This is a genomic window from Silanimonas sp., assembly GCF_044377035.1.
GTDB lineage: Bacteria > Pseudomonadota > Gammaproteobacteria > Xanthomonadales > Xanthomonadaceae > Silanimonas.
On record NZ_JBILJW010000002.1, the window covers coordinates 157,433 to 179,320 of the forward strand.

Consider the following 21,888-nt stretch of genomic DNA (forward strand, 5'->3'; position numbering starts at 1 on the left):
TCGCATGTCCACCAAGCGTCACAAGAGCCTCGCGCGCCTCCCGCTCGCCCTGGCCGTCATGACCAGCCTGTACGGCCCCTACCTGTTCGCCCAGCAGGCCGACCAGGACGAAACCACTGAAGAATCGACGCAGGACGGCGAGCAGCCCAAGCAGCTCGAGAAGGTCACCGTCACCGGCTCGCTCATCAGCCGCCTCGGTTTCGACAGCGTCTCGCCGGTCCAGATCATCACCGCTGACACGAGCGCCACGCTCGGCCAGCTCGACACCACCTCGATCCTGCAGACGTCCAACGTCGCTGCCGGTTCGACCCAGATCAGCAACCAGTTCTCGGGCTTCGTAGTCGAGGGCGGTAACGGCGTCCAGACCCTGTCGCTGCGCGGCCTCGGTGCGAACCGCACCCTCGTCCTGCTCGACGGCCGTCGTCCGGGCCCGGCCGGTACCCGCGGCCAGGTCGGCGCGTTCGACCTCAATGTCATCCCGAGCGTCATCCTGCAGCGCGTCGAGCTGCTGAAGGACGGCGGCGGTTCGGTCTACGGTTCCGACGCCGTCGCCGGCGTGGCCAACCTGATCACCCGCAAGTCGGTCGACCGCACGGTCGTGACCTTCGACACCGACCTGCCGGAGCAGTCGGGTGGCTCGAACTACTCGATCGCCGGCGCCACCGGCTGGGACTTCGACAACGGCAGCGTCGTCGCCGCCTTCCAGTGGTGGGATTCCGAGCCGCTGCTGCGCGAAGACCGTGACTTCCTGAACTGCCCGCAGGACCTCGTCCGCAACGCCAACGGCCAGATCATCGACCGCGTCGACCGCTCGATCATCGGCAATACCTCGCTCGGCGGCTGCAACAACCTGTACGCCAACACGGTCATCGACGCCGTCACCGGCCTGCGCTACATCCCGTCGCCGGACGGCTCGACCGTCGGCCCGATCCCGGGCTACCGCCCGCGCGGCAACTCGAACGCGATCGGTGGCAACCCGGCGTTCTACCAGGACGTGCTGAACTTCGACTTCGTCGGTTCGTCGCACGTCTTCTCGGGTCAGGAGCGCGCCAGCCTGTTCTCGTCGGCTGATTTCACCTTCGGTGATATCAACTGGACCGGCCAGCTGCTCTACACCAACCGCCAGACCGAATCGCGCCAGTTCCGCCAGTTCTTCCCGGCGATCGACGGCCGTCCGTTCGGCTTCACCGGCGTGATCCAGCCGATCATGCCGTTCAAGTCGGACCAGAACATCGACGTCGACTACTGGTACTTCGCCTCGGGCTTCAACGGTGGCTTCGGTGACACCTCGTGGGGCTGGCGCTTCGACACCACGTACAGCCGCTCGAGCGGTGACTACGAAGTGCTCGCCATCAACCGCGACCTGACCGGCGACGTGCAGCTCGACCGCAACGGCGGCGGCATCCCGATCAACTACCTGTCGCCGGCGCTGCTCAACGGCTCGGGCATGCAGGGCCTGATCGACCGCATCGGCCAGTACCACACCGGCAACACCGTCTACACCCAGATGGTCGCCAACGGCACCATCAACGGTGACCTGTTCGAGACCCCGGCCGGCATCGCCGGTGCCGCCTTCGGCACCGAGTTCCGCCGCATCTCGATCGACGACACGCCGAGCGCGTTCGAGCAGTCGGGCAGCGCGTGGGGCCAGAGCGGCGCCCAGCCGACCCGCGGCAAGGACTACATCTCCGAAATCTTCGGCGAAGTCGAAGTCCCGGTGCTGGCCGGCCTGCCGCTGGTCGAGCAGCTGACCTTCAACGGTTCGGCCCGCGTGTTCAAGTACGACACCGTCGCCAACTCCGACTCCGTGTGGAAGGTCGGCATGGGCTGGCAGATCATCCCGTCGCTGCGCCTGCGTGCCACCAACGGCACGTCGTACCGCGCTCCGGGCCTGTACGAGCTGTACCTGGGCAACCTGACCAGCTTCGTCGGCCAGCTCGGCATCGACCCCTGCATCGACTGGGGCAACGCCACCAACCCGAACATCCGCACCAACTGCGCCGCCGCGGGCATTCCGCAGAACTACACGGGCGCCGGTTCGTCGGCCACCATCATCACGGGTGGCGGCCTGGGCGTCGTGAAGCCGGAGACCTCGAAGTCGTTCACCACCGGCCTCGTGTTCACCCCGGAGTTCGCCAACGTCAGCGCCTCGCTGGACTACTTCGAGATCGAAGTGCGTGACCAGATCAGCACGCTGGGCGGCGGCGCGATCGTCGGCAGCTGCTACGCCCTGCCGGTGTTCCCGAACGAGTTCTGCAACCTGTTCACCCGTAACCCGGGCAACGCGACGGTCAATCCGTTCAACATCACGAACGTCCGCGCTTCGTACGTCAACATCAACCGCCAGCTCGTCCGCGGTTATGACCTGAACGTGCGTTGGGATGGCGACTTCAGCTTCGGCAAGGTCGAAGTCGAAAGCCAGTTCACGTACACGATGGAAGACATCGAGCAGCTGTTCAGCAGCGCGCAGGCCAGCGGTTTCAACAACAACGACCGCAACACCGAGATCAGCCGTCCGGCCCTCGTCGGCAGCATCCGCTCGGCCCTCGTGCGTGGTGACTACACGTACACCTGGGGCATGCGTTACGTCGACGAAACCGACAACCTCGGCGTGGGTGGCTTCGTCACCCCGGCGACGTACTTCGGCAACGCCAACCCGGTGTACGACAGCAAGGCCGAGGCTGCGATCTACCACAGCTTCTCGGTGCTGTACCGCCAGGCCGATTGGGACGTGCTGGTCGGTCTCGACAACGCGTTCGACAAGAAGCCGCCGACGGTCTCGACCGGTACTGCGACGCGCTTCGGCAACACGCCGGCGTTCGCCACCCAGTACGACTGGATGGGCCGTTCGCTGTTCGCCCGCTTCAACTACCGCTTCTAAGCGGCAGCTGAGCTGACGGAAAACGGCCGGGTTCGCCCGGCCGTTTTCTTTGGGCGGGAGGGGCCTTCACACACTTCCCCCTGCCTTTCTGCACATCCACTGAACACGACTCCGCGCCACACTCGGCCGGTCGTCTTCCGACACGTCCACCCTCGCCCTTCCAGAGACCCCCTATGCGATCCGCAGTTCTCTCCAGCCTCGCCTTCGCGGCGATGGCCGCGGCAGGCGGCAGCGCCGCCCGCGATCCGATCCCCGTCGACGCCTTCGCGAAGATGCCGGAAATCCAGTCGCTCTCGATGAGCAGCGACGGCAAGCGCATCGTCGCGCTGATCGGCAAGGCCGACGCCGAGGAATTCGAAACCTCCCTCGCCACCTGGGACCTCGACAATCTTGGCGCGGGTCCGACGGTCACGGCTTCCGGCGACCGCATGAAGTTCATCAGCGCCTCGGCGCTGAAGTCCGACCACATCTTCGTCGTCGGCCGTCAGGAGTTCACCGGCGCGATCGGTGAGTGCGGCGGCGAAGGCCAGTCGATCGGCAACACCAAGACCTTCGTCACCAAGGCCTACCTCACCGACAGCACGCAGTCGTCGTTCGATGAAGCCTTCGCCGACAAGGGCCGCGCCATGGGCGTCAGCGACCTGCAACAGCGCTGTTTCGAAATCTTCGGATCGGCGGGGCTGGTGAACCAGCTGCCGCTGGACCCGGAGAACGTGCTGGTGCAGCAGACCAACATGGGCACGCTGCGCACCGACTACTACCGCTTCAACCTCCGCACGCAGGCCACGGAGCTGGTCTACCGCGCCGGCGGCCGCGCCACGCCCGGCCTGTTCGACCCGCGCACCGGCGACCTGCTGACCAAGAACGAACTCGAAGCCGTCGGCAGCACCTTCGAGCAGCGCGTCCTGATCAAGAACCCGGAAACGGGCGAGTTCGAGGTGCATGACAACCTCACCCGCAAGATCAATGACCGCTTCGAGTTCAACTTCGTCGGTCGCGACGAGGCCACCGGCAAGTTCTATGTGCTGACCGACCTGTTCTCGGACCTCGTGCAGGCGCGCATGTACGACCCGAAGACCCGCGAGTTCGACGACGAGCCGCTGATCGCGCATCCGGAGTTCTCGATCGCCAACATCGTCCTCGGCACTCGCCCCAGCGACTTCAACAAGGTCCTGGGCTACACCGTCGCCGCGATGAACATCGAGACGACCTGGGTGGAGCCGGGCTTGGCCGCCATCCATGAAGGCCTGAAGCAGGCCTTCCCGGGCCAGCAGGTCAACGTGTTGAGCTACACCGACGACCGCAAGAAGTTCCTGTTCAGCACCGAGAGCAACCGCCATCCGCCGCGTTACTTCCTGCTGGTCGACGGCAAGCAGGTGCTGCCGCTGGGCACGGAGCGCACCGGCATCGACCCGAACGACATCGGCGAACAGCGCTGGGTGACGTGGACGGCCCGCGATGGCATGAAGATCCCGGGCATCCTCGACCTCCCGGCCGGCTGGACGCCGGAGCAGGGCCCGCTGCCGACCATCATCCACCCGCACGGCGGCCCGTGGTCGCGCGACGTCGGCGGCTGGGACGCGAGCGGCTGGGTGCCCTTCCTGACCTCGCGCGGCTACGCCGTGCTGCGCCCGCAGTACCGAGGCTCCTCGGGCCTCGGCCGTCGCCTGTGGCTCAGCGGTGACGCCGAGTGGGGACAGAAGATGCAGGACGACAAGGACGACGGCGCCGCGTGGCTGGTCGAGCAGGGCATCGCCGATGCGGATCGCATTGCCATTTTCGGCTACTCCTACGGTGGCTTCGCCGCCGCCGCCGCAGTGGTTCGCGAGAACAGCCCCTACGCCTGCGCCATCTCGGGCGCGCCGGTCACCGACCTCGCCCGCCTCGGCAACACGTGGAGCGAGAACCGCCTGCAGCGCATCGTCCAAGGCACCACCGTGAAGGGCATGGACCCGATGCAGAACACGGACAAGGCCAACATCCCGGTACTGCTGTACGTGGGTGACCGCGACGTCCGCACGCCGGCCTGGCACGCGCAGAACTTCTACAACGCCGTCAAGGACAAGGTGCCGGCGAAGTTCGAACTGATCGCCGACCAGCCGCACAGCCTGCCGTGGTATCCGCGCCAGGTGGACCAGGGCCTGACGCTCATCGAGAACTTCCTCAACAACGAGTGCAAGATGGCGACGTCGAACCGCGCGCCCGCCGCGAGCACCAGCACCGGCCACTGATCGACCATCGATCGGTGTTTCCTTCGAAGCCCGGCCTCGCGCCGGGCTTCGTCGTTTGGGGCCGCGCCGCCTCCCACACAAATCTTTCACACTCCTGCTAGCCTCTCCCTAGGGCTCGTCACTGTGTGGGGACACAACGGACGGACGCCTTGACCACCACATCGAATGGGGAGATTCGAATCATGCAGATCAGGAAGCACCCGGCACGTTCACCGCTGTTCGTCGCCACGCTCACCGCGCTAGCCCTGGGGATCAGCCTCCCGGCTCTGGCGCAGAACGCGTCCAGCACCGACGACGACGCGACGGAGCGCGAGGCGAAGCGGCTGGAGGCCGTCCAGGTCGTGGGCTCGCGCATCAAGCGCTCGACGATCGAAGGGCCGTCCCCGGTCACCATCATCAGCAACGACCAGCTGCAGCGCGAGGGCTTCGTCACCGTCGCGGAAACGCTGGAGACCATCACGCAGAACGCGGGCTCGGTCCAGAACGAGTTGAACTCGGCCGGCGGCTTTACGCCGAACGGCTCGCCGGTGAACCTGCGCGGCCTCGGCGCCGGCCGCACGCTGTTGCTCATCAACGGCCGCCGCGCGGCCGACTATCCGTTCCCGTACAACGGCCAGAGCAACTTCCAGAACTTCAACAACATCCCGACCGCGGCGGTCGAGCGCATCGAGATCCTGAGTGGCGGCGCGTCCGCGATCTACGGCTCCGATGCCGTCGCGGGCGTGATCAACGTCGTGCTGCGCAAGGACTTCCGCGGCGACGTGGCCAAGCTCCGCACCGGAACGTCGACCGAAGGCGGCGGTGATTTCGCCGACCTGCAGTGGGTCGGCGGGCGCACCGGGGATCGCTGGAGCCTCACCTACGCCCTCCAGTACTACGCGGATGAGCCGGTCTACGCGTTCCAGCGCGACTTCATGGATTCCCGCCTCGACAACCCGCTGCCGCCGGACATCGTCGGCATCCAGCCCGGCGCCGGCCTGCGCATCAACCGCATCGGCCTGCCCACCGGCTCGACCTCGTTCATCGCGCCGCCGGCGGGCACCTGCGCGCGCTTCGGCGGCGAATACGTCGACTGGACCTATCGCGCCGTCAACGCCGCGACTGGCCTGCCCTTCACGCAGGGCAATGCCTGCGGCTACTTCGACGACGTGGGCTACCAGTCTGTCGCCAACGGCAACAACGATCTGTCCGGCTACCTGTTCGGCAACCTCGACTTCGACAACGGCATGCAGGCCTGGGCCAGCGTGATGGGCTTCCAGTCACGCTCCAAGCTCACCGGCGGCGTCGAGTTCATCAGCGGCCCGCATACGGACGGCGTGGGCGTGACCAGCACCTTCTTCGCGACGAACCCGGAGATCAACGGCAACGTCCAGATCCAGCGCATCTTCACGCCGCAGGAGTACGGCGGCATTGAAGGAACGTTGCAGCGCTTCAAGGAGTCCTCGCTCGACCTCGCATTCGGCCTGCGCGGCACCCTCGCCGATCGCTTCGACTGGGAAGCGACGGTCGGTCGCGCCGACTACCGGGCGACCCGCACGCGCCCGCGCCTCGACGGCTCCGCGGTGACCGACTTCTTCTTCGGCCCGCGCCTGAACACCACCGGCACGCCGCGGCACCTGCTGAACCTCGAGCGCTTCTACCGGCCGCTGACGCCGGCCGAGTACGCCTCGATCTCGACCAACCTGAAGTACGAGTCGGAGTCCTACGTCAACCAGGGCAACGTCGTGCTGAGCGGCGAACTGTTCGAGCTGCCGGCCGGCGCCGTAGGCTTCGCGACGGTCTTCGAAGTCACCCAGCAGGGCTACGACCTCGATTCCCCACCGGAAATCCTGCCGACCAACCGCCTGGCCTACAACCTGACGGGCACCAATGGCGGTGGTGATCGCGATCGCTACGCCATCGGCTTGGAAACCAGCCTGCCCCTGCTCGACTCGCTGCGCGCGACGATCGCCGCGCGCTACGACAAGTACGACGACATCACCAACGTGGACGACGCCCGCACGTGGGCCACCGGCCTCGAATGGCGCCCCTTCGACTCGCTGCTGGTCCGCGGCAACCTGTCGACGAGCTTCAAGGCGCCGGACATGCACTACGTCTACAACGAGGGCAGCGGCAGCTTCAGCAACGCCCTCGACACCTTCCGCTGCCTGTCGACCGGCGGCACCCCGGGCACGTCCACCTGCGCGGGCGCCATCTACACCTACTCGGTCTTCGCGACCAGCCGCGGCGAGCCGACGCTCGAGGAGGAAACGGGCCGCTCGTTCACCGGTGGGTTCGTCTGGGACATCACCGACACGATTTCCGCGTCGGTCGACTACTACGACATCAAACTCGAGGGCGCGGTCACCAACCTCACGTCGACCTACATCCTCGACGCCGAGGCCGGCTGCCGCACGGGCTTGACGCGCACGCGCCAGCCCTACGCCTTCAACATCAACTCCGGCTTCTGCCAAGAGATCATCAGCCGCGTGCAGCGCGCCCCCGCACCGGGTGAGCCGACCGACCGCATCACCGGTGTCCGTAGCGGCCCGGTCAACCAGGCCTACCAGCGCATCGACGGCATCGACGCGTCGCTCCGCCACAGGCTGGAGACCGCCAACTGGGGCACGTTCGCCTTCAGCCTCGACTGGTCGCACGTGCTGAACTTCGAACTGCAGAGCTTCGCGACCGATCCGGTCCAGGAGGACTGGCGCGACGATCCGGGCAACTTCGATTTCCGCAGCCGCATGCGCGGCTCGGTGGCATGGGCTCGGAACGACTGGACGGCCAACGTCTTCGCCACGCGCTACGGCAGCGTGCCCAACTGGCAGGAAACCGGACGCATCGCGCCCTACATCCTGTGGAACGTGAACGCGACGAAACGCATCACCGAGCAGGCCTCCGTGGGCCTCTACGTCAACAATCTGCTCAACAAGTTCGCGCCGCGGGATGACGGCTTCAACAGCTATCCGTACTTCTGGCGCGCGTTCAGCCCGATCGGCCGCGAGGTCTCCGTCCAGTTCACGTACGCCCTGGACTGAGCCGACACCTCCGCCGCCCCCGAAGCCCGGCCTCGCGCCGGGCTTCGTTTTCCCGGGGCCTTGGCCGGGACTCAGGCGCCATCTGCGATAATCGCCGCCTGCCTTCACCGCGATGCCGATGACCACCTCCGCTGCCTCCGCGGCGCGTCCCGCGCCCGCCCTCGTCACCACCGCCCTGCCCTACGCCAACGGCGAGATCCACCTCGGCCACCTGGTCGGCTACATCCAGGCCGACGTCTGGGTGCGGGCCCGGCGCATGGCCGGCGGCACCACCCATTTCGTCTGCGCCGACGACACCCACGGCACGCCGATCATGCTGGCCGCCGAGAAGGCCGGCACCACGCCCGAAGCTTTCGTCGCCGGCGTGCAGGCCCGCCACGAGCGCGACTTCGCCGATTTCCTCGTCGGCTTCGACCACTACGACTCCACGAACAGCGCGGGCAACCGCGCGCTGACGGAAGCGATCTACACGGCGCTGAAGGCCAACGGCCATATCGGCGCGCGGCCGATCCAGCAGTTGTTCGACCCCGTGCGGGAAATGTTCCTGCCGGATCGCTACATCAAGGGCGAGTGCCCCAACTGCGGCACGGCCGACCAGTACGGCGACAACTGCGAGAACTGCGGCGCCACCTACTCACCCACCGAGCTGAAGAACCCGCGCTCGGTCGTCTCCGGCGCCACGCCCGAGCTGCGGATGAGCGAGCACCACTTCTTCGAGCTCGGCCGCTTCGAGGCCTTCCTGCGCGAATGGCTGGCCAGCGACGTCGCCCATCCGGGCGTGCGCGCCAAGCTGATGGAGTGGGTCGAGTCCGGCCTGCGGGCCTGGGACATCTCGCGCGACGCGCCCTACTTCGGCTTCGAGATCCCCGGCGCGCCCGGCAAATACTTCTACGTCTGGCTCGACGCGCCGATTGGCTATCTCTCGAGCTTCAAGGCCCTCTGCGAGGCGAACGGCCTCGACTTCGGCGCCTTCCTCGATGCCGCGCGCAATGCGAAGGGCGAGACCGAGCTGCACCACTTCCTCGGCAAGGACATCGTCAACTTCCACGGCCTGTTCTGGCCGGCGGTGCTGCACGGCTCCGGCCACCGCACGCCGACGCGCCTTCACGTCAACGGCTACCTGACGGTGAACGGCGACAAGATGAGCAAGTCGCGTGGCACCTTCATCCAGGCCCGCACCTACCTCGAGGCTGGCCTGCCGCCGGAAGCGCTGCGCTACTACTACGCGCTGAAGAGCTCGGGCGGCGTCACCGATCTCGACCTCAACCTGCCCGATTTCATGGCGCGGGTGAATTCCGACCTCGTCGGCAAGTTCGTCAACATCGCCAGCCGCTGCGCCGGCTTCATCGAGAAGCGCTTCGGCGGCCAGCTCGCCTCCGAGCTCGACGATCCCGCGATGGTCGCGCGCTTCGTGGAAGCCCTCGACGCGGTGCGCGGCCACTACCTCGACGACGATGCCGCCGCCGCCGTGCGCGCGGTGATGGCGCTGGCCGACGAGGCCAACCGCTACGTCGACGAGAAGAAGCCCTGGGTCATCGCCAAGGCGGAGGGCGGCGACGCCGAGCTGCAGCGCGTCTGCACGCAGGGGCTCAACCTGTTCCGCCTGCTGGCCATCGGCCTGAAGCCCATCCTGCCGGCGCTGTGCGCGCGCGCCGAGGGTTTCCTCGACGCGCCCGTCGCCGGCTGGGGCGACGCCGCCACGCCGCTGCTGGGCCGCGCCATCCGCCCCTACGAGCCCCTGCTCACCCGCATCGAACAAAAGCAGATCGACACCATGATCGACGCCTCCAAGGACTCCCTCGCCGCCGCGGCCGACGCCGCCAAGGCCGCCGCCAGCACCGCCGACAAAGCGGCGAAGCCCGCCAAACCGGAAACGCCCAAGCCGGCCGCCGCGACGCCCGCCGAGGCCGGCGCGCCGGCCTTCGTCGGCATCGAGGACTTCGCCAAGCTCGACCTGCGCATCGGCAAGGTGCTGGAGTGCGGCTTCGTCGAGGGTTCGGACAAGCTGCTGCGCTTCAAGCTGGATGCCGGCGAGCTCGGCGAGCGGCAGATCTTCTCGGGCATCCGCGCCAGCTACGGCGAGCCGGAGAAACTCGTCGGCCGCCATGTCGTGTTCATCGCCAACCTCGCCCCGCGCAAGATGCGCTTCGGGATGAGCGAAGGGATGATCCTCTCCGCCGGCTTCGATGGCGGCGCGCTCGCCCTGCTCGACGTCGACAGCGGCGCCCTGCCCGGCATGCCGGTGCGCTGAGCACGGATTCCGCGCCGTGACCGACATCCTGCTGATCCTCGTCGGCGCGGTGCTGGTCAACAACTTCGTTTTGGTGAAGTTCCTCGGCCTGTGCCCGTTCATGGGCGTGTCGAGGCAGCTCGATGCCGCCGTGGGCATGGCGCTGGCGACGGGCTTCGTGCTGACACTGGCCGCAGGTCTCTCGTGGGCGCTGCAGCACTGGCTGCTGGAGCCCCTCGGCATCGGCGACCTGCGCACGCCGGCCTTCATCCTCGTCATCGCCGCGACCGTGCAGTTCACCGAATTGCTGCTGCACCGGCAGAGTCCGCGGCTGTACCAGGTGCTGGGCATTTACCTGCCCCTGATCACCACCAATTGCGCCGTGCTCGGCGTGGCCCTGCTCAACGTGCAGGCGAAGCATTCGCTGCTGGAATCCGTGCTGTTCGGCTTCGGTGCGGCCGTGGGCTTCGGCCTCGTGCTGGTGCTGTTCGCCGCCCTGCGCGAGCGCCTGGAATCGGCCGAGGTGCCGGCGGCGTTCAAGGGGGCGCCGATCGCGCTGGTGACCGCCGGCCTGATGGCCCTGGCCTTCGCCGGCTTCACCGGCATGGATCGCTAGGGCGCGTCGTGGCCGATCTGTGGCTTCCCCTGCTGGCGCTGGTCGTCCTCTGCGCCGCCCTCGGCGCACTGCTCGGCTGGGCCGCGAAGCGCTTCGAGGTCGCGGGTGATCCGCTGGTCGACCAGATCAACGCCGTGCTGCCGCAGACGCAGTGCGGACAGTGCAAGTTCCCCGGCTGCCGGCCCTACGCCGAGGCGATCGCCAAGGGCGAAGCCGACATCAACCAGTGCCCTCCCGGCGGCGAAGCCGGCATCCGCGCGCTGGCGACGCTTCTCGGCCGCGAGCCGAAGCCGCTCTCCGCCGAGCACGGCGTGGAGAAGCCGCCGCAGGTGGCACGCATCCGCGAGGACGAATGCATCGGCTGCTTCAAGTGCATCGCCGCCTGCCCGGTCGACGCGATCATCGGGGCGCCGAAGTTCCTGCACGTGGTCGTGGAAGACCTCTGCACGGGCTGCGAACTGTGCATCCCACCCTGCCCGGTCGACTGCATCGACCTGCAGCCCGCGGCTCCGCCCCCGCGCTACAGCCGCTCGACGGTGTAACCCGCGGCGGCCAGCTGCTGCACCAGCCCTTCCGCACCGAGCAAGTGCAGAGTGCCGACCGCGACGAGGGCATCGTCGTCGCCGGGCGCGTCCAGCAGGGCCTTGACGCGCGACACCCAAGCCGAATTGCGCTGCGTGTTGATGCGTTCGTAGAGCGCCGGGTCGCGCGCCTTCATCGCCGCGGCCATGCCCCAGTACAGCGCATCCACGTCGCCTTCCCGCCATTGCCGGTGCAGCCATTCGGTCTCGCTGCGGATCTCCTCGGAGCGCTCGACCACATCGCGCAGCTGCGCGAGTTGCACACCGGGCTTCATGCCATCGAAAAGACGAATCTGGTCCGCGGGCGTCTCCAGCCCCGCCGTGCGCTTGCCCTCGCGCGTGGCGCGTTGGGCGAGATGCTTGTCGAGCCCGAGCGCCGGATCGAGGCCGGCGGCGGTCATCTCGGCCATGGTGAGCGTCAGCGCGGCGAACCACGGCTCCATCCGCTGCAGGGCTTCGAGCGGCAGGCCGGCCTCCGACGCCAACTGCACGGTGGCCGCCCATGTCGGGGCATCCATCGTCTGCTGCAGAGTCCGGCCGTCCGTTCGGATGCCAGCCTGCGCGAACTTCAGTCCGAGGGCCGGGTCCGCCAGGGCTTCCGGCGAGAGTTCGAAGAAGACCTGCTCCGCGTCATCGAGCGCGGCGTAGACCATCGGATCGAGCGGGTAATCCCCAGCCTCCAGCAGGTGGAAGGTGCCCAGCAGGTACACCGCGTTGTCGCCATCGCTGGCCTTCCACAGCAGCGGCCGCGGGGGCGCGCTGTCCGCGGCGACTGTCGCGCTCGACGCCATCGCCAGCGCTGCGGCGAACGCGAACGCCCTCCAACCGCCGCGATTCGCCATGCTCAGGGCGACGCCAACAGCGGAAGCGGTTTTTTCTCGCCGGCTTCGATGCGCAGGTTGAGTCGGTTCGACGGCGGCGGCATCGGGCAGGTCGAGAACTCGGTGAATGCGCAGGGCGGGTTGTACGCGCGGTTGAAGTCGACCACGGTCGTTCCGCCGTCGGCCGGCTGCTCCGCATAGAGGAAGCGCGACGCGGCGTAACTCTCATGCCCACTGGTGCGGTCGGCGAAGATCAGGAACAGGCGCCCATCACCTTCGTCCACCGCCTCCAACCGGAACTCGACGCCGTCCTTCTGGAACACCACGACGCCCGGGTTGGCCATCGCTTCTTCGATGCCCAGGACGTTGACGATGGAGATCGTCTGGCCCGGCGGATGGGCTTCGAAACGCGCGTCGAAGCGGAACGCCGAATCGATGTCGAAATAGTCGAGGCCGGGGAAGCGCGTGCGCGTCGGCGCCAAGGCGTCGCGGACGCGGAGGCCGTAGTTCTCGCCGCGCTTGATGACGATGAAGCTGGCATCGCCCTGATTGAAGCCGACGACCGTCGGCGTGCCGCCCTCGGCATCCGTGACGAGCCGGCGCGTACCGCCATCGGCAGGCTGGCCGTCGTACATGACACCGGCGCCGCGGGTGGCCCGGAACGTGACCGTGCCGTCTCGCTCCAGCCGGATCATGCCGACCTCCTCGGGACCCGCAGCCAGACGCACGCCCTTGGTGGCTCCGCTGCCGACGTAGCTGTTGCCGGCTTTCAGCCAGTGCAATCCGACGAGCGACAGCCAGCCATCCGGCTTCTGCAGGTTCGCAAGGCGCGTCTCTCGCACTTCGTTGACGCTGCGCGCGTGCACGGTCGCCGCTGCGACGGCGGCGGCTTCGCGCTTCGCCTGGGCGTCGATTTCCGCCTGCGATGGGCCGGAATCACCGCTGCAGCCCGCGGCAAGCAGCGCGGCAAGCAGGGTGGGAAGGCCGACGCGCCATGGCGAGTCGTTTTGGGAAGAGGCGTTGCGGGGCATGTAGGACTCCTTCATCGGCCGCGGAGGAACAATCGATCCAGTTCCGCGAGCTCCAACTGTACGTAGGTCGGGCGCCCATGGTTGCATTGGGCCGCGCGTTCCGTCGCCTCCATGTCGCGCAACAGAGCGTTCATTTCCGGCACGGTCAGCCGGCGGTTGGCGCGCACCGAGCTGCGGCAGGCCCAGCCCCCCATCAGCCCATGGACGGCCTCTTCGACCTTGCGCGTGTTGCCGTGTTCACGCAGCTCCGCCAAGGCATCGAGCAACAGGGGCTTGGCGTCGAGGTCGGCCAGCAGCGCGGGCACGCTGCGCAGCGAGAGCGACTGCGGTCCCGTGCGGCGCACCTCGAAACCCAGCGACGACAACAGCACCGCGTGCTGCTCGGCAGCATCGGCTTCGCGCTCGCTCACCGCGAGAGCTTCGGGCACCAGCAGCGGCTGCGCCCGAAGGTCCTGCGCGGCGAAGGCGGCCTTCATGCGCTCGTAGGTGATCCGCTCATGTGCCGCATGCATGTCGACGAGCACGAGGCCCTGGGCGTTCTGCGCCAGCACGTACACGCCATGCAGCTGCGCAAGCGCGAAGCCGAGCGGTGGCGCGACGGTGTCGTCGACTCCTGCGCGCGCCTCCGCGGCTGCCAACTGATGCACGGCACCGGCGCTGGGGAACGGCGTTGACGCAATCGAGGCCGGCATGCCGGATGTGCTGGCCTCGAGACCACCCGACGCGGCATACAGCGTGCGGTAGGCGGCCATGGTGTCGCCCACCGAGAGCCCAAGCCGCGACTGGTCGGCCGGCGCCCACTGCGGCAGTCCGGCCACCGGGCTGGGCGTCGGGCCGACGGGACTCGACGGCGCCCCTACGGCGTCGGCGGGCCGGGCATCGGCCAAGGCTTCGTGCAGCGTACGGAAGATGAAGTCGTGCACCAGCCGGCCATCGCGGAAACGCACTTCATGCTTGGCCGGATGGACGTTGACGTCGACACGGCGCGGGTCGAGCTCGAGGAACAGAACGAAGCTCGCATGGCGCCCGTGGTACAGCACGTCGGCGTAAGCCTGCCGCACCGCATGCGCGACGATGCGATCACGGACGGCGCGGCCATTGACGTAGAAGAACTGCTGGTCGGCGCTGCTGCGCGAGGCGGTGGGCAGGCCGATCCAACCATGCAGGCGAAGCCCGGCCTGGGCGTGGTCAAGGCCGAGCGCACGCTCGTGGAACTCCGGGCCCAGCGCTTCGGCCAAGCGCTTCGGTGCGTCGCCGCCGTTGGGGCGGTAATGCCGCAGCAGCCGTCCGTTGTGGTTGAGCTTCAGTTCAATGGTCGGACGCGCGAGCGCGAGTTGGCGCAACCAGTCCTCGACGTGGCCGAGCTCCGTGCGTTCGGCTTTCAGGAACTTGCGTCGCGCCGGCACGTTGAAGAACAGGTCGCGCGCCTCGACGGTCGTGCCTTGCGCATGCGGATGCGGGATGACCTCGCCGAGCCGCCCACCGTCGACATCGAGCTTCGCGCCGTGCTCCTGCGTGGCCGTCCGCGAGGCCAGCGAGAACCGGCTCACCGAGGCGATCGAGGGCAACGCCTCGCCGCGGAAGCCGAGGGTCGCCACGGCTTCGAGATCGTCGAGGCTGGCGATCTTGCTGGTGGCATGCCGCGAGACCGCCATCGGCAATTCGGTGGGCGCCATGCCGACGCCGTCGTCGCGGATGCGGATTAGCCGAGCCCCGCCTTCCTCGAGATCGATCTCGACGCGCTGCGCACCGGCATCCAGGGCGTTCTCGACCAGTTCCTTCACGACCGACGCCGGCCGCTCGACGACTTCGCCGGCGGCGATCTGGTTGATCAGGACTTCGGGGAGCAGCTGGATCGGCATGCCGGCATCGCGCGGGAACAGGCCCCGATGATAGCGGTCGGGCGCGCCGCGCCGCGCGTGCGGACTACTGCGGCGCGGCCGGGATGCGCAGGCGCTCGCCCACGCGCACGACGTCGTCGCGCTTGTCGTTGGCGTTGCGCAACTGGCTCAGCGAGATGCCGTGCCGCGCGGCGATGAGGCCGAGCGTCTCGCCGCGCGCGACCACATGCTGGCGGCTGCCCCGCGAGGGGTTCGCGGCGAACCACGTGCCGGGCGGCGGCTGCGAGCCGAAGTAGTCGCTGACGCCGCGGGCAACCACTTCGGCCAGACGGCGACGGAAACCCGCATCGTTGAGCTTGCGCTCGTCGGCGGCATTGGTGATGAAACCCGTCTCCACCAACATGGAGGGGACGTCGGGCGAGCGCAGCACCCAGAAATTGGCGCGTTCGACCTGCGGCTTGTGCGTCTTGCCGACGCTGCGCAGTTCATCGAGCACGTGGTTCGCGGCCTCGTCGGAGACGCGCATCGTCGCGCTCTGCGAGAGATCGAGCAGCACCGCGGCGAGGCTGCGGTCCTTGTCCTCGAGGCTCACGCCGCCGACGAGATCCGCATTGTTCTCGCGGTCAGCGAGGAAGCGCGCTGCTTCGCTCGAGGCGCCTCGTGTCGACAGGACGAACACCGACGCGCCGTTGGCCTGTCGGCTCTGCGCGGCATCGGCATGCACGGAAATGAACAGGTCGGCCTGTGCGTCGCGCGCCTTCTGGTAGCGGTCGCCGAGCGGAATGAACACATCGCCGTCGCGGATCAGCAGCGCGCGCATGCCGGGATGACGGTCGATTTCCTCGGCCATCGCGCGCGCCACCTTCAGCGTGACGGTCTTCTCGTAGGTGCCGCCGCCGCCGATAGCGCCGGGATCACGGCCACCGTGGCCGGCGTCGATGGCGATCAGCAACTCGCGCGCGCCGGACACCGGCGATGGCGCGGCTGCCGCGGACGTTGCCGGAGCATTCGTCACCGGCGCGACTGCAGACGGGGTGTTGGCCGCCATGGCGGCCTCGTCGCGGAACATTTCAAGCACGAGGCGCGAGGCACGGCCTGTGCCTTCGACGCGAGTGCGCGGACGCACGGCCCCGGCGAGGTCGAACACGATGCGGAGCTTGCCGGCTTCCGGCGAGCCCGTGCGGACGCCGATCACGCGGCCATTCGGTGCCGGCGGACGGAATCCGTCGGCCAGGGCAGCGCCCGGAAGATCCAGAACCAACCGGTCCGGATTGGCGAGGCTGAAAAGACGGTAATCGCCGGGAGCGGCGTCGAGCTGCAGCTCGGCGCGGGTGCTTTCCTCGCCGGCACTGAGACGCAGTTGGCCCAACTGGACCTCGGCGTGGGCAAACGCGGCATACGCCAAGCCCGCGACCAGGACGGCCAGGTGCAACCAGCGGGTCAGGTTGAGAGCAGAGGCGCGCGGCATGGGGGCGATTCAAGCACCGCCCCCGGCGCAATGCAAGCACTTTTTCCTTTGCAATCCGTAGCCTGCAGCCTGTTCCTGCGAATCTTCCTGATGAACCGACCCTAAGTGGCGGCAGAAATCCCGGCCGCGGCCCCACCGGCGGCGCCGTCGAGCCGCCGGATCCACTCCCGGCCGGCGTCACTCAGGGGCTTGAGTACCGCGCGTCGCCCTTCCGCCTCCAAGGCGAGGTGGATCACCAGATCCGGCGCCGGCAGCGCGGTGCCGCCCCGCTCCGGCCACTCCACCAGCCACAGGGCGGCAGCGTCCTGCAGTTCGTCCATGCCCAGGAAATCCAGCTCACCCGCATCGCCGAGGCGGTAAAGATCGAGATGCGCCGCCTCCCCGTCGGGCAGCGCATAGCGCTCGATCAACGTGTAGGTCGGGCTGCGAATCGTGCCCGTCACCCCCAGCGCCCGCAGCAGGGCTCGCGCGAGCGTGGACTTGCCGGCCCCCAGGTCACCCTGCAGGTGAACCACGGCGCGCTCAGGCCGGGTCGCGGCGAGGCGGGCGCCCAAGGCCGCCGTCGCGTCGGCGTCGGGTAGGAAGGGCGCAGTCATGGGTTCAACACCAGACCGAAGGCCTCGATGACGTCGCTGGCGAGCAGGCCCCGACGGCGGCCGACAGTATCCGCTGCCGCCGAATGCCCCAGCGCACCGACCCACGCTGCGTCGAAGGGTGACAGGCCCTGCGCCCGCAGCGCCGCCACGAGCCCGGTCAACGCATCGCCCATGCCGGCCGAGGCCATGCCGGGATGCCCGGCATCGATGAGGCGCGGGGTTGCGCCGGGCGCAGCAACCACAGTGCCGGCCCCCTTGAGCACCACCGCCGCCCCGAAGCGCGCGACCAGCGCGTCCAGCGCGGCGAAACGATCCGCCTGCACCTCTTCGGTAAGGCATCCGAGCAGACGCGCCGCCTCGCCGGGATGGGGCGTCAGCACGGCGCCGGGCACCGGGCGCGGCGCCTCGGCCAGCAGGTTCAGGGCATCGGCATCCAGCACGAGCGGACGCCCCGAGGCCAACGCCGCCTCGAACAGGCCGCGTCCCCACTCGCCCTGCCCCAGACCGGGGCCCACCGCCACCACGTCGGCGGCGGCGAGTCGCGAAGCGAGGGCGTCACTAGTCTGAACAACCCCGGCCATCACTTCCGGCCGAGCGACATTCAGCGCAAACACCGTCTCCGGGCGCGAGAGCGCTTCCACCCAGCCGGCACCGCCACGGGCGGCGGCTTCCGCACAGAGCACGAGGGCTCCGGCCGTGCCGTGGTCGCCGCCCAGACAAAGCACCCGACCGTGATGGCCTTTGTGGCTATCGAGGCGCCGCACGGGAAGCGCGTCGGCCAAGGCCGAGGCTCGCACCGCCCACGCTGACGGCGCCCCCACCGAGGCCTCGGCGGCCAGCGCATCGACGTCGAGGCCCAGCGGGTCGACGTGCACTTCGCCCGCAGCCTCACGGCCCAGGGCGGTGAACAGGCCGCGTTTGGCGGCGACGAAGCACAGCGTCATCGCCGCGGGAAGGAACGCGCCAGGCGCGCTGCCGCGGTCGGCATCGATGCCCGAGGGCACATCCAGCGCCAGCACCGGACGCCGCTGCGCGGCCACCGCCTGCATCAATCCGGCCATGGGCGCTTCCGGGGCGCGGGAGAGCCCGATGCCGAACAAGGCGTCGATCCAAGCGTCCACATCGGGAAGGCCGGAGGCCGGCGAGCGCACACCCTGCCCGGCCGCGATCCAACGGGCCGCTGCGGACCGGGCCTCCGGCGTGCGCGGCTCATCGCTGGCCACCACATCGACCTGAAGCCCGCTGCGATGCAGGGCCAGCGCGGCCACATAGCCGTCGCCGCCGTTGTTGCCCGTCCCGCACAGCACGCCGACCCGCCGCACCTGCGGCCAGCGCTCGCGCAGCAGTGCGGCAGCGGCTTCGCCGGCCTGCGTCATCAGCCCGAGGGCGTCGACGCCGCGCGCGAAAGCCGCGCGCTCGATGGCACGCACAGCGTCAGCGCGGTACAGCGGCAGGGCATGAGGCATGCCGCGGATTCTATACTTCGCGCCATGCACGACTGGGCCGCGCTCGCCGCCGACATCAAGCGCTGGGCCGAAGACCTCGGCTTCCAGCAGGCGGGCATCAGTGCGGGCACGCTGGCGAGGGACGAAGCGCATCTCGCGCGCTGGCTCGCCGAAGGCCACCACGGTTCGATGAACTGGATGGCCACCCATGGCACGAAGCGCAGCCGCCCGGACGAACTGGTGCCGGGCACCGTGCGCGTCATCAGCGTGCGCATGGATTACGGCGTCGACGACGACGCGGCCTGCTGGGACACGCTGGCCGACGGCACGCGCGCCTATGTCGCGCGCTACGCGCTGGGCCGCGATTACCACAAAGTGCTGCGCGCGCGGCTACAGAAGCTCGCCGACCGCATCGCCGAAGTCGTCGGCCCGTTCGGCTACCGCGCCTTCGTCGACTCCGCGCCCGTGCTCGAACGCGCACTAGCCCGCGACGCAGGCCTCGGCTGGATCGGCAAGAACACCTGCGTGATCAACACGAAAGCCGGCAGCTGGTTCTTCCTCGGCGAGCTGTACACCGACCTGCCCCTGCCGGTCGATGAACCCGCCACCGAGCACTGCGGCACCTGCACGCGCTGCATCGACATCTGCCCCACGCAGGCCATCGTCGCACCGAACGTGCTCGACGCGCGCCGCTGCATCAGCTACCTGACGATCGAGAACCCCGGGACGATTCCACTCGAGTTCCGCCGCCCCATGGGCAACCGCATCTTCGGCTGCGACGACTGCCAGCTGGTCTGCCCCTGGAACAAGTTCGCCCAACGCCATGCCCTGCCCGACTTCGAGCCGCGCCATGGGCTGGACACCGCGTCGCTGGTGGAACTGTTCGCGTGGGACGAGGACGCGTTCCTCAAGCGAACCGAAGGCTCAGCGATCCGCCGCACGGGGCACGAGGGCTGGTTGCGGAACATCGCTGTCGCGCTGGGCAACGCGCCGCACTCCGTGGCTGCCGTGGAAGCCCTCCACGCCCGTGCGACACACCCGTCGCCGCTGGTGCGCGAGCACGTCGAGTGGGCGCTTGCGGAACAGGCCGCGAAAGCGCCGGACTGAGTCCACCCCGACGCCCCGCCGGGGGACGCCGGAGGCTTCAACCGCGGGCGAGGATCTCCGCGGCCAAGGCGGCGCTGATCGGGTCCTGCGCGTGCGCCTGGCCTTCCAGCACGGGCAGCAGGCCGCCGGCCAGCGTCTTGCCGAGCTCCACCCCGAACTGGTCGAAGGCATTGATGCCCCAGATCACCGACTGCGCGTAGACGCTGTGCTCATACAGAGCAACCAGCGCACCGAAGCTGCGCGGCGTCAGGCGGTCGAGCAGGATCAGGGTGCTCGGTCGATTGCCCGGGAAGTGCCGCTGCGGACGATCGCCCTCGTCACCATTCGCCAGTGCTTCGACCTGCGCCAGCAAATGCGAGAGCAGCACGCGATGCTGCGCGGCGTGCGCGTGGTCGGGCTGGATGACGCCTATGAAATCCGCCGGCACCACCTGCGTGCCCTGGTGCAAGGCCTGGAAGAAGCTGTGCTGGCTGTCGGTGCCTGCCCCACCCCACAGCACCGGCACGGTGTCGTGCTCGATAGCCGCGCCCTCGTGGTCGACGCGCTTGCCCAGCGATTCCATCACCAGCTGCTGCAAGTAGGCCGGTAGCAAGCGAAGGCGCTCGTCGTAAGGCAGCACCGCCTGCGCCGAGTGGCCCTCGGCGTTGCGGTTCCACACCGCGAACAGCGCATGCCACAAGGGCAGGTTCGACTCGGCCGGCGCCTCGAGGAAGTGCCGGTCCATCGCCTCGGCACCGGCCAGCATCTGGGCGAAGCCGTCCTCGCCGAGGGCCAGCAGCACCGAGAAACCGACCGCCGACCACAGCGAGTAGCGGCCGCCCACCCAGTCCCACATCGGCAGTACGCGCGACGGATCGATGCCGAAGGCCTCGGCCTTGGGCACGTTCGCGCTCACCGCGTACAGGCGCTCACCGCCGCCGAGCCAATCGCGGATCAGCTGGCCGTTGAGGAGGGTTTCCTGCGTGCCAAAACTCTTCGAAACGAGGATGGCCGCGGTCTTCGCAGGCTCGAGCCCGGCCAGCAGCCGCGTCGCCGCATGGGCATCGACGTTGCTGAGGAAATGGATGGTGAAGCGGCCGTCGCCGAAGTCCTTCAGCGCGTCTAGCGCCAGGCGCGGACCGAGGTCGGAGCCGCCGATGCCGACGTTGATGATGTCGGTGACGCCGCTGGCACGAAGCGCCTGCGCCATGTCGGCCATGCGCTGGCGCGCCTCGTGCGCTTCGCGGGCCGCCCCGGAGGCGACCGGGGCCTCGAACGCGGTGCGCAGCGCGCTGTGCAAGGCCGGACGGCCTTCCGAGCGGTTCACCGAGGCGCCGTGCAGGAGCTCGCGGATCGCGGCTCCCATGCCGCTGGCCTGAGCCACCGCCAGCAGGGCGTCGAGGGCTTCGGCGTCGACGTGTTGGCGCGCGAAGCTCGCGTACAGGCCGTCGACCTTCAGCGCCATGCGCGCCGCGCGATCGGGCTCGCTCGCGATCAGTTGCTTCAACGAGTGGCCCGCGAGGCGGGCGCCGTGGGACTTCAGGTGTGCCAGACGCGCCGCGATCGAGTGCATTCGTTGTCCTGGGGTCAGGCGGCCTGCGCCGGGATGCTGTGGTTGGTGTGGGTGAGGCGGTTCTGGCGGTCGACGTAGACCAGCGTCGGCTTGAACTTCGCCGCTTCCGCTTCGTCGAGCTGGCCGTAGGCGCAGATGATCACCAGGTCGCCCGGACCGGCGAGATGCGCTGCGGCGCCGTTCACCGAGATCACGCCGCTGCCCTCTTCGCCGCGGATGGCGTAGGTGACGAAGCGCGCGCCGTTGTTGATGTTGAAGATGTGCACCTGCTCGTACTCGCGGATGCCCGACACGTCGAGCAGGCGGCCGTCGATGGCGCACGAACCTTCGTAATGCAGCTCGGCGTGGGTGACGGAGGCGCGGTGGATCTTGGCTTTCAGCAGGGTGAGCTGCATGGGGGCGGTCCGGAGGCGTGAAGGCGCGGAGTGTAGGGGCGAGGGGTGGAGCCCGCAATCGAGCCCACCCGTG

The 21,888-nt window shown here is 68.7% G+C and carries 15 protein-coding genes; 7 read left to right on the forward strand and 8 right to left on the reverse strand.

The annotated features are described in order from the left end of the window. Positions 1–4: 4 nt before the first annotated feature. The 6 genes from ACIQ6S_RS01825 to rsxB all read left to right on the forward strand — a co-directional run bounded on the left by ACIQ6S_RS01825 (position 5) and on the right by rsxB (position 11,520). Positions 5–2,881 carry a TonB-dependent receptor plug domain-containing protein gene (locus ACIQ6S_RS01825; protein ID WP_397606854.1) on the forward strand — a complete coding sequence of 959 codons (2,877 nt, stop codon included), beginning with the start codon at positions 5–7 and terminating at the stop codon, positions 2,879–2,881. A 173-nt stretch (positions 2,882–3,054) separates the two neighbouring features. Next, positions 3,055–5,112 carry an alpha/beta hydrolase family protein gene (locus tag ACIQ6S_RS01830; protein WP_397606855.1) on the forward strand — a complete coding sequence of 686 codons (2,058 nt, stop codon included), beginning with the start codon at positions 3,055–3,057 and terminating at the stop codon, positions 5,110–5,112. 182 nt (positions 5,113–5,294) lie between these two features. After that, complete coding sequence (locus ACIQ6S_RS01835; protein WP_397606856.1) at positions 5,295–8,132, forward strand: TonB-dependent receptor plug domain-containing protein; 2,838 nt, start codon at positions 5,295–5,297, stop codon at positions 8,130–8,132. A 118-nt stretch (positions 8,133–8,250) separates the two neighbouring features. After that, positions 8,251–10,383 (forward strand): methionine--tRNA ligase, encoded by a 2,133-nt coding sequence (gene metG / locus ACIQ6S_RS01840; protein ID WP_397606857.1) that lies wholly within the window; start codon positions 8,251–8,253, stop codon positions 10,381–10,383. 16 nt (positions 10,384–10,399) lie between these two features. After that, complete coding sequence (rsxA, locus tag ACIQ6S_RS01845) at positions 10,400–10,978, forward strand: electron transport complex subunit RsxA (RefSeq protein WP_397606858.1); 579 nt, start codon at positions 10,400–10,402, stop codon at positions 10,976–10,978. 8 nt (positions 10,979–10,986) lie between these two features. Next, on the forward strand, positions 10,987–11,520 hold the full coding sequence (rsxB, locus tag ACIQ6S_RS01850) for an electron transport complex subunit RsxB (RefSeq protein WP_397606859.1): 534 nt from the start codon (positions 10,987–10,989) through the stop codon (positions 11,518–11,520). Here rsxB and ACIQ6S_RS01855 read toward each other — a convergent pair. The 6 genes from ACIQ6S_RS01855 to ACIQ6S_RS01880 form a co-directional block, all read right to left on the reverse strand. Next, positions 11,499–12,401 carry a TraB/GumN family protein gene (locus ACIQ6S_RS01855; RefSeq protein ID WP_397606860.1) on the reverse strand — a complete coding sequence of 301 codons (903 nt, stop codon included), beginning with the start codon at positions 12,399–12,401 and terminating at the stop codon, positions 11,499–11,501. The genes rsxB and ACIQ6S_RS01855 overlap by 22 nt on opposite strands. Positions 12,402–12,403: 2 nt before the next feature. Continuing rightward, the gene (locus tag ACIQ6S_RS01860) at positions 12,404–13,411 is read right to left on the reverse strand and encodes a DUF1684 domain-containing protein (protein ID WP_397606861.1); all 1,008 of its coding nucleotides are present in this window, start codon (positions 13,409–13,411) and stop codon (positions 12,404–12,406) included. Positions 13,412–13,422: 11 nt separating this feature from the next. Beyond that, entirely contained in the window at positions 13,423–15,273 is a 1,851-nt protein-coding gene (gene mutL, locus ACIQ6S_RS01865) for a DNA mismatch repair endonuclease MutL (protein WP_397606862.1), read from the reverse strand. A 64-nt stretch (positions 15,274–15,337) separates the two neighbouring features. Continuing rightward, a complete protein-coding gene (locus ACIQ6S_RS01870) occupies positions 15,338–16,720 on the reverse strand; it encodes an N-acetylmuramoyl-L-alanine amidase (protein ID WP_397606863.1) in 1,383 nt (460 codons plus the stop codon). 101 nt (positions 16,721–16,821) lie between these two features. Beyond that, the gene (gene tsaE, locus ACIQ6S_RS01875) at positions 16,822–17,316 is read right to left on the reverse strand and encodes a tRNA (adenosine(37)-N6)-threonylcarbamoyltransferase complex ATPase subunit type 1 TsaE (RefSeq protein WP_397606864.1); all 495 of its coding nucleotides are present in this window, start codon (positions 17,314–17,316) and stop codon (positions 16,822–16,824) included. Continuing rightward, positions 17,313–18,782 carry an NAD(P)H-hydrate dehydratase gene (locus ACIQ6S_RS01880; RefSeq protein ID WP_397606865.1) on the reverse strand — a complete coding sequence of 490 codons (1,470 nt, stop codon included), beginning with the start codon at positions 18,780–18,782 and terminating at the stop codon, positions 17,313–17,315. The genes tsaE and ACIQ6S_RS01880 overlap by 4 nt, the downstream gene beginning before the upstream one ends. Positions 18,783–18,806: 24 nt before the next feature. On the opposite strand from ACIQ6S_RS01880, the gene queG reads away from it, so the two are divergent. Then, positions 18,807–19,868 (forward strand): tRNA epoxyqueuosine(34) reductase QueG, encoded by a 1,062-nt coding sequence (gene queG, locus ACIQ6S_RS01885; RefSeq protein WP_397606866.1) that lies wholly within the window; start codon positions 18,807–18,809, stop codon positions 19,866–19,868. A gap of 37 nt (positions 19,869–19,905) precedes the next feature. Here queG and pgi read toward each other — a convergent pair whose 3' ends face one another. Together pgi and panD are read right to left on the reverse strand one after the other, a co-directional pair. Further along, a complete protein-coding gene (pgi, locus tag ACIQ6S_RS01890) occupies positions 19,906–21,420 on the reverse strand; it encodes a glucose-6-phosphate isomerase (RefSeq protein ID WP_397606867.1) in 1,515 nt (504 codons plus the stop codon). 14 nt (positions 21,421–21,434) lie between these two features. After that, complete coding sequence (panD, locus tag ACIQ6S_RS01895) at positions 21,435–21,815, reverse strand: aspartate 1-decarboxylase (RefSeq protein ID WP_297866694.1); 381 nt, start codon at positions 21,813–21,815, stop codon at positions 21,435–21,437. Positions 21,816–21,888: the final 73 nt, after the last annotated feature.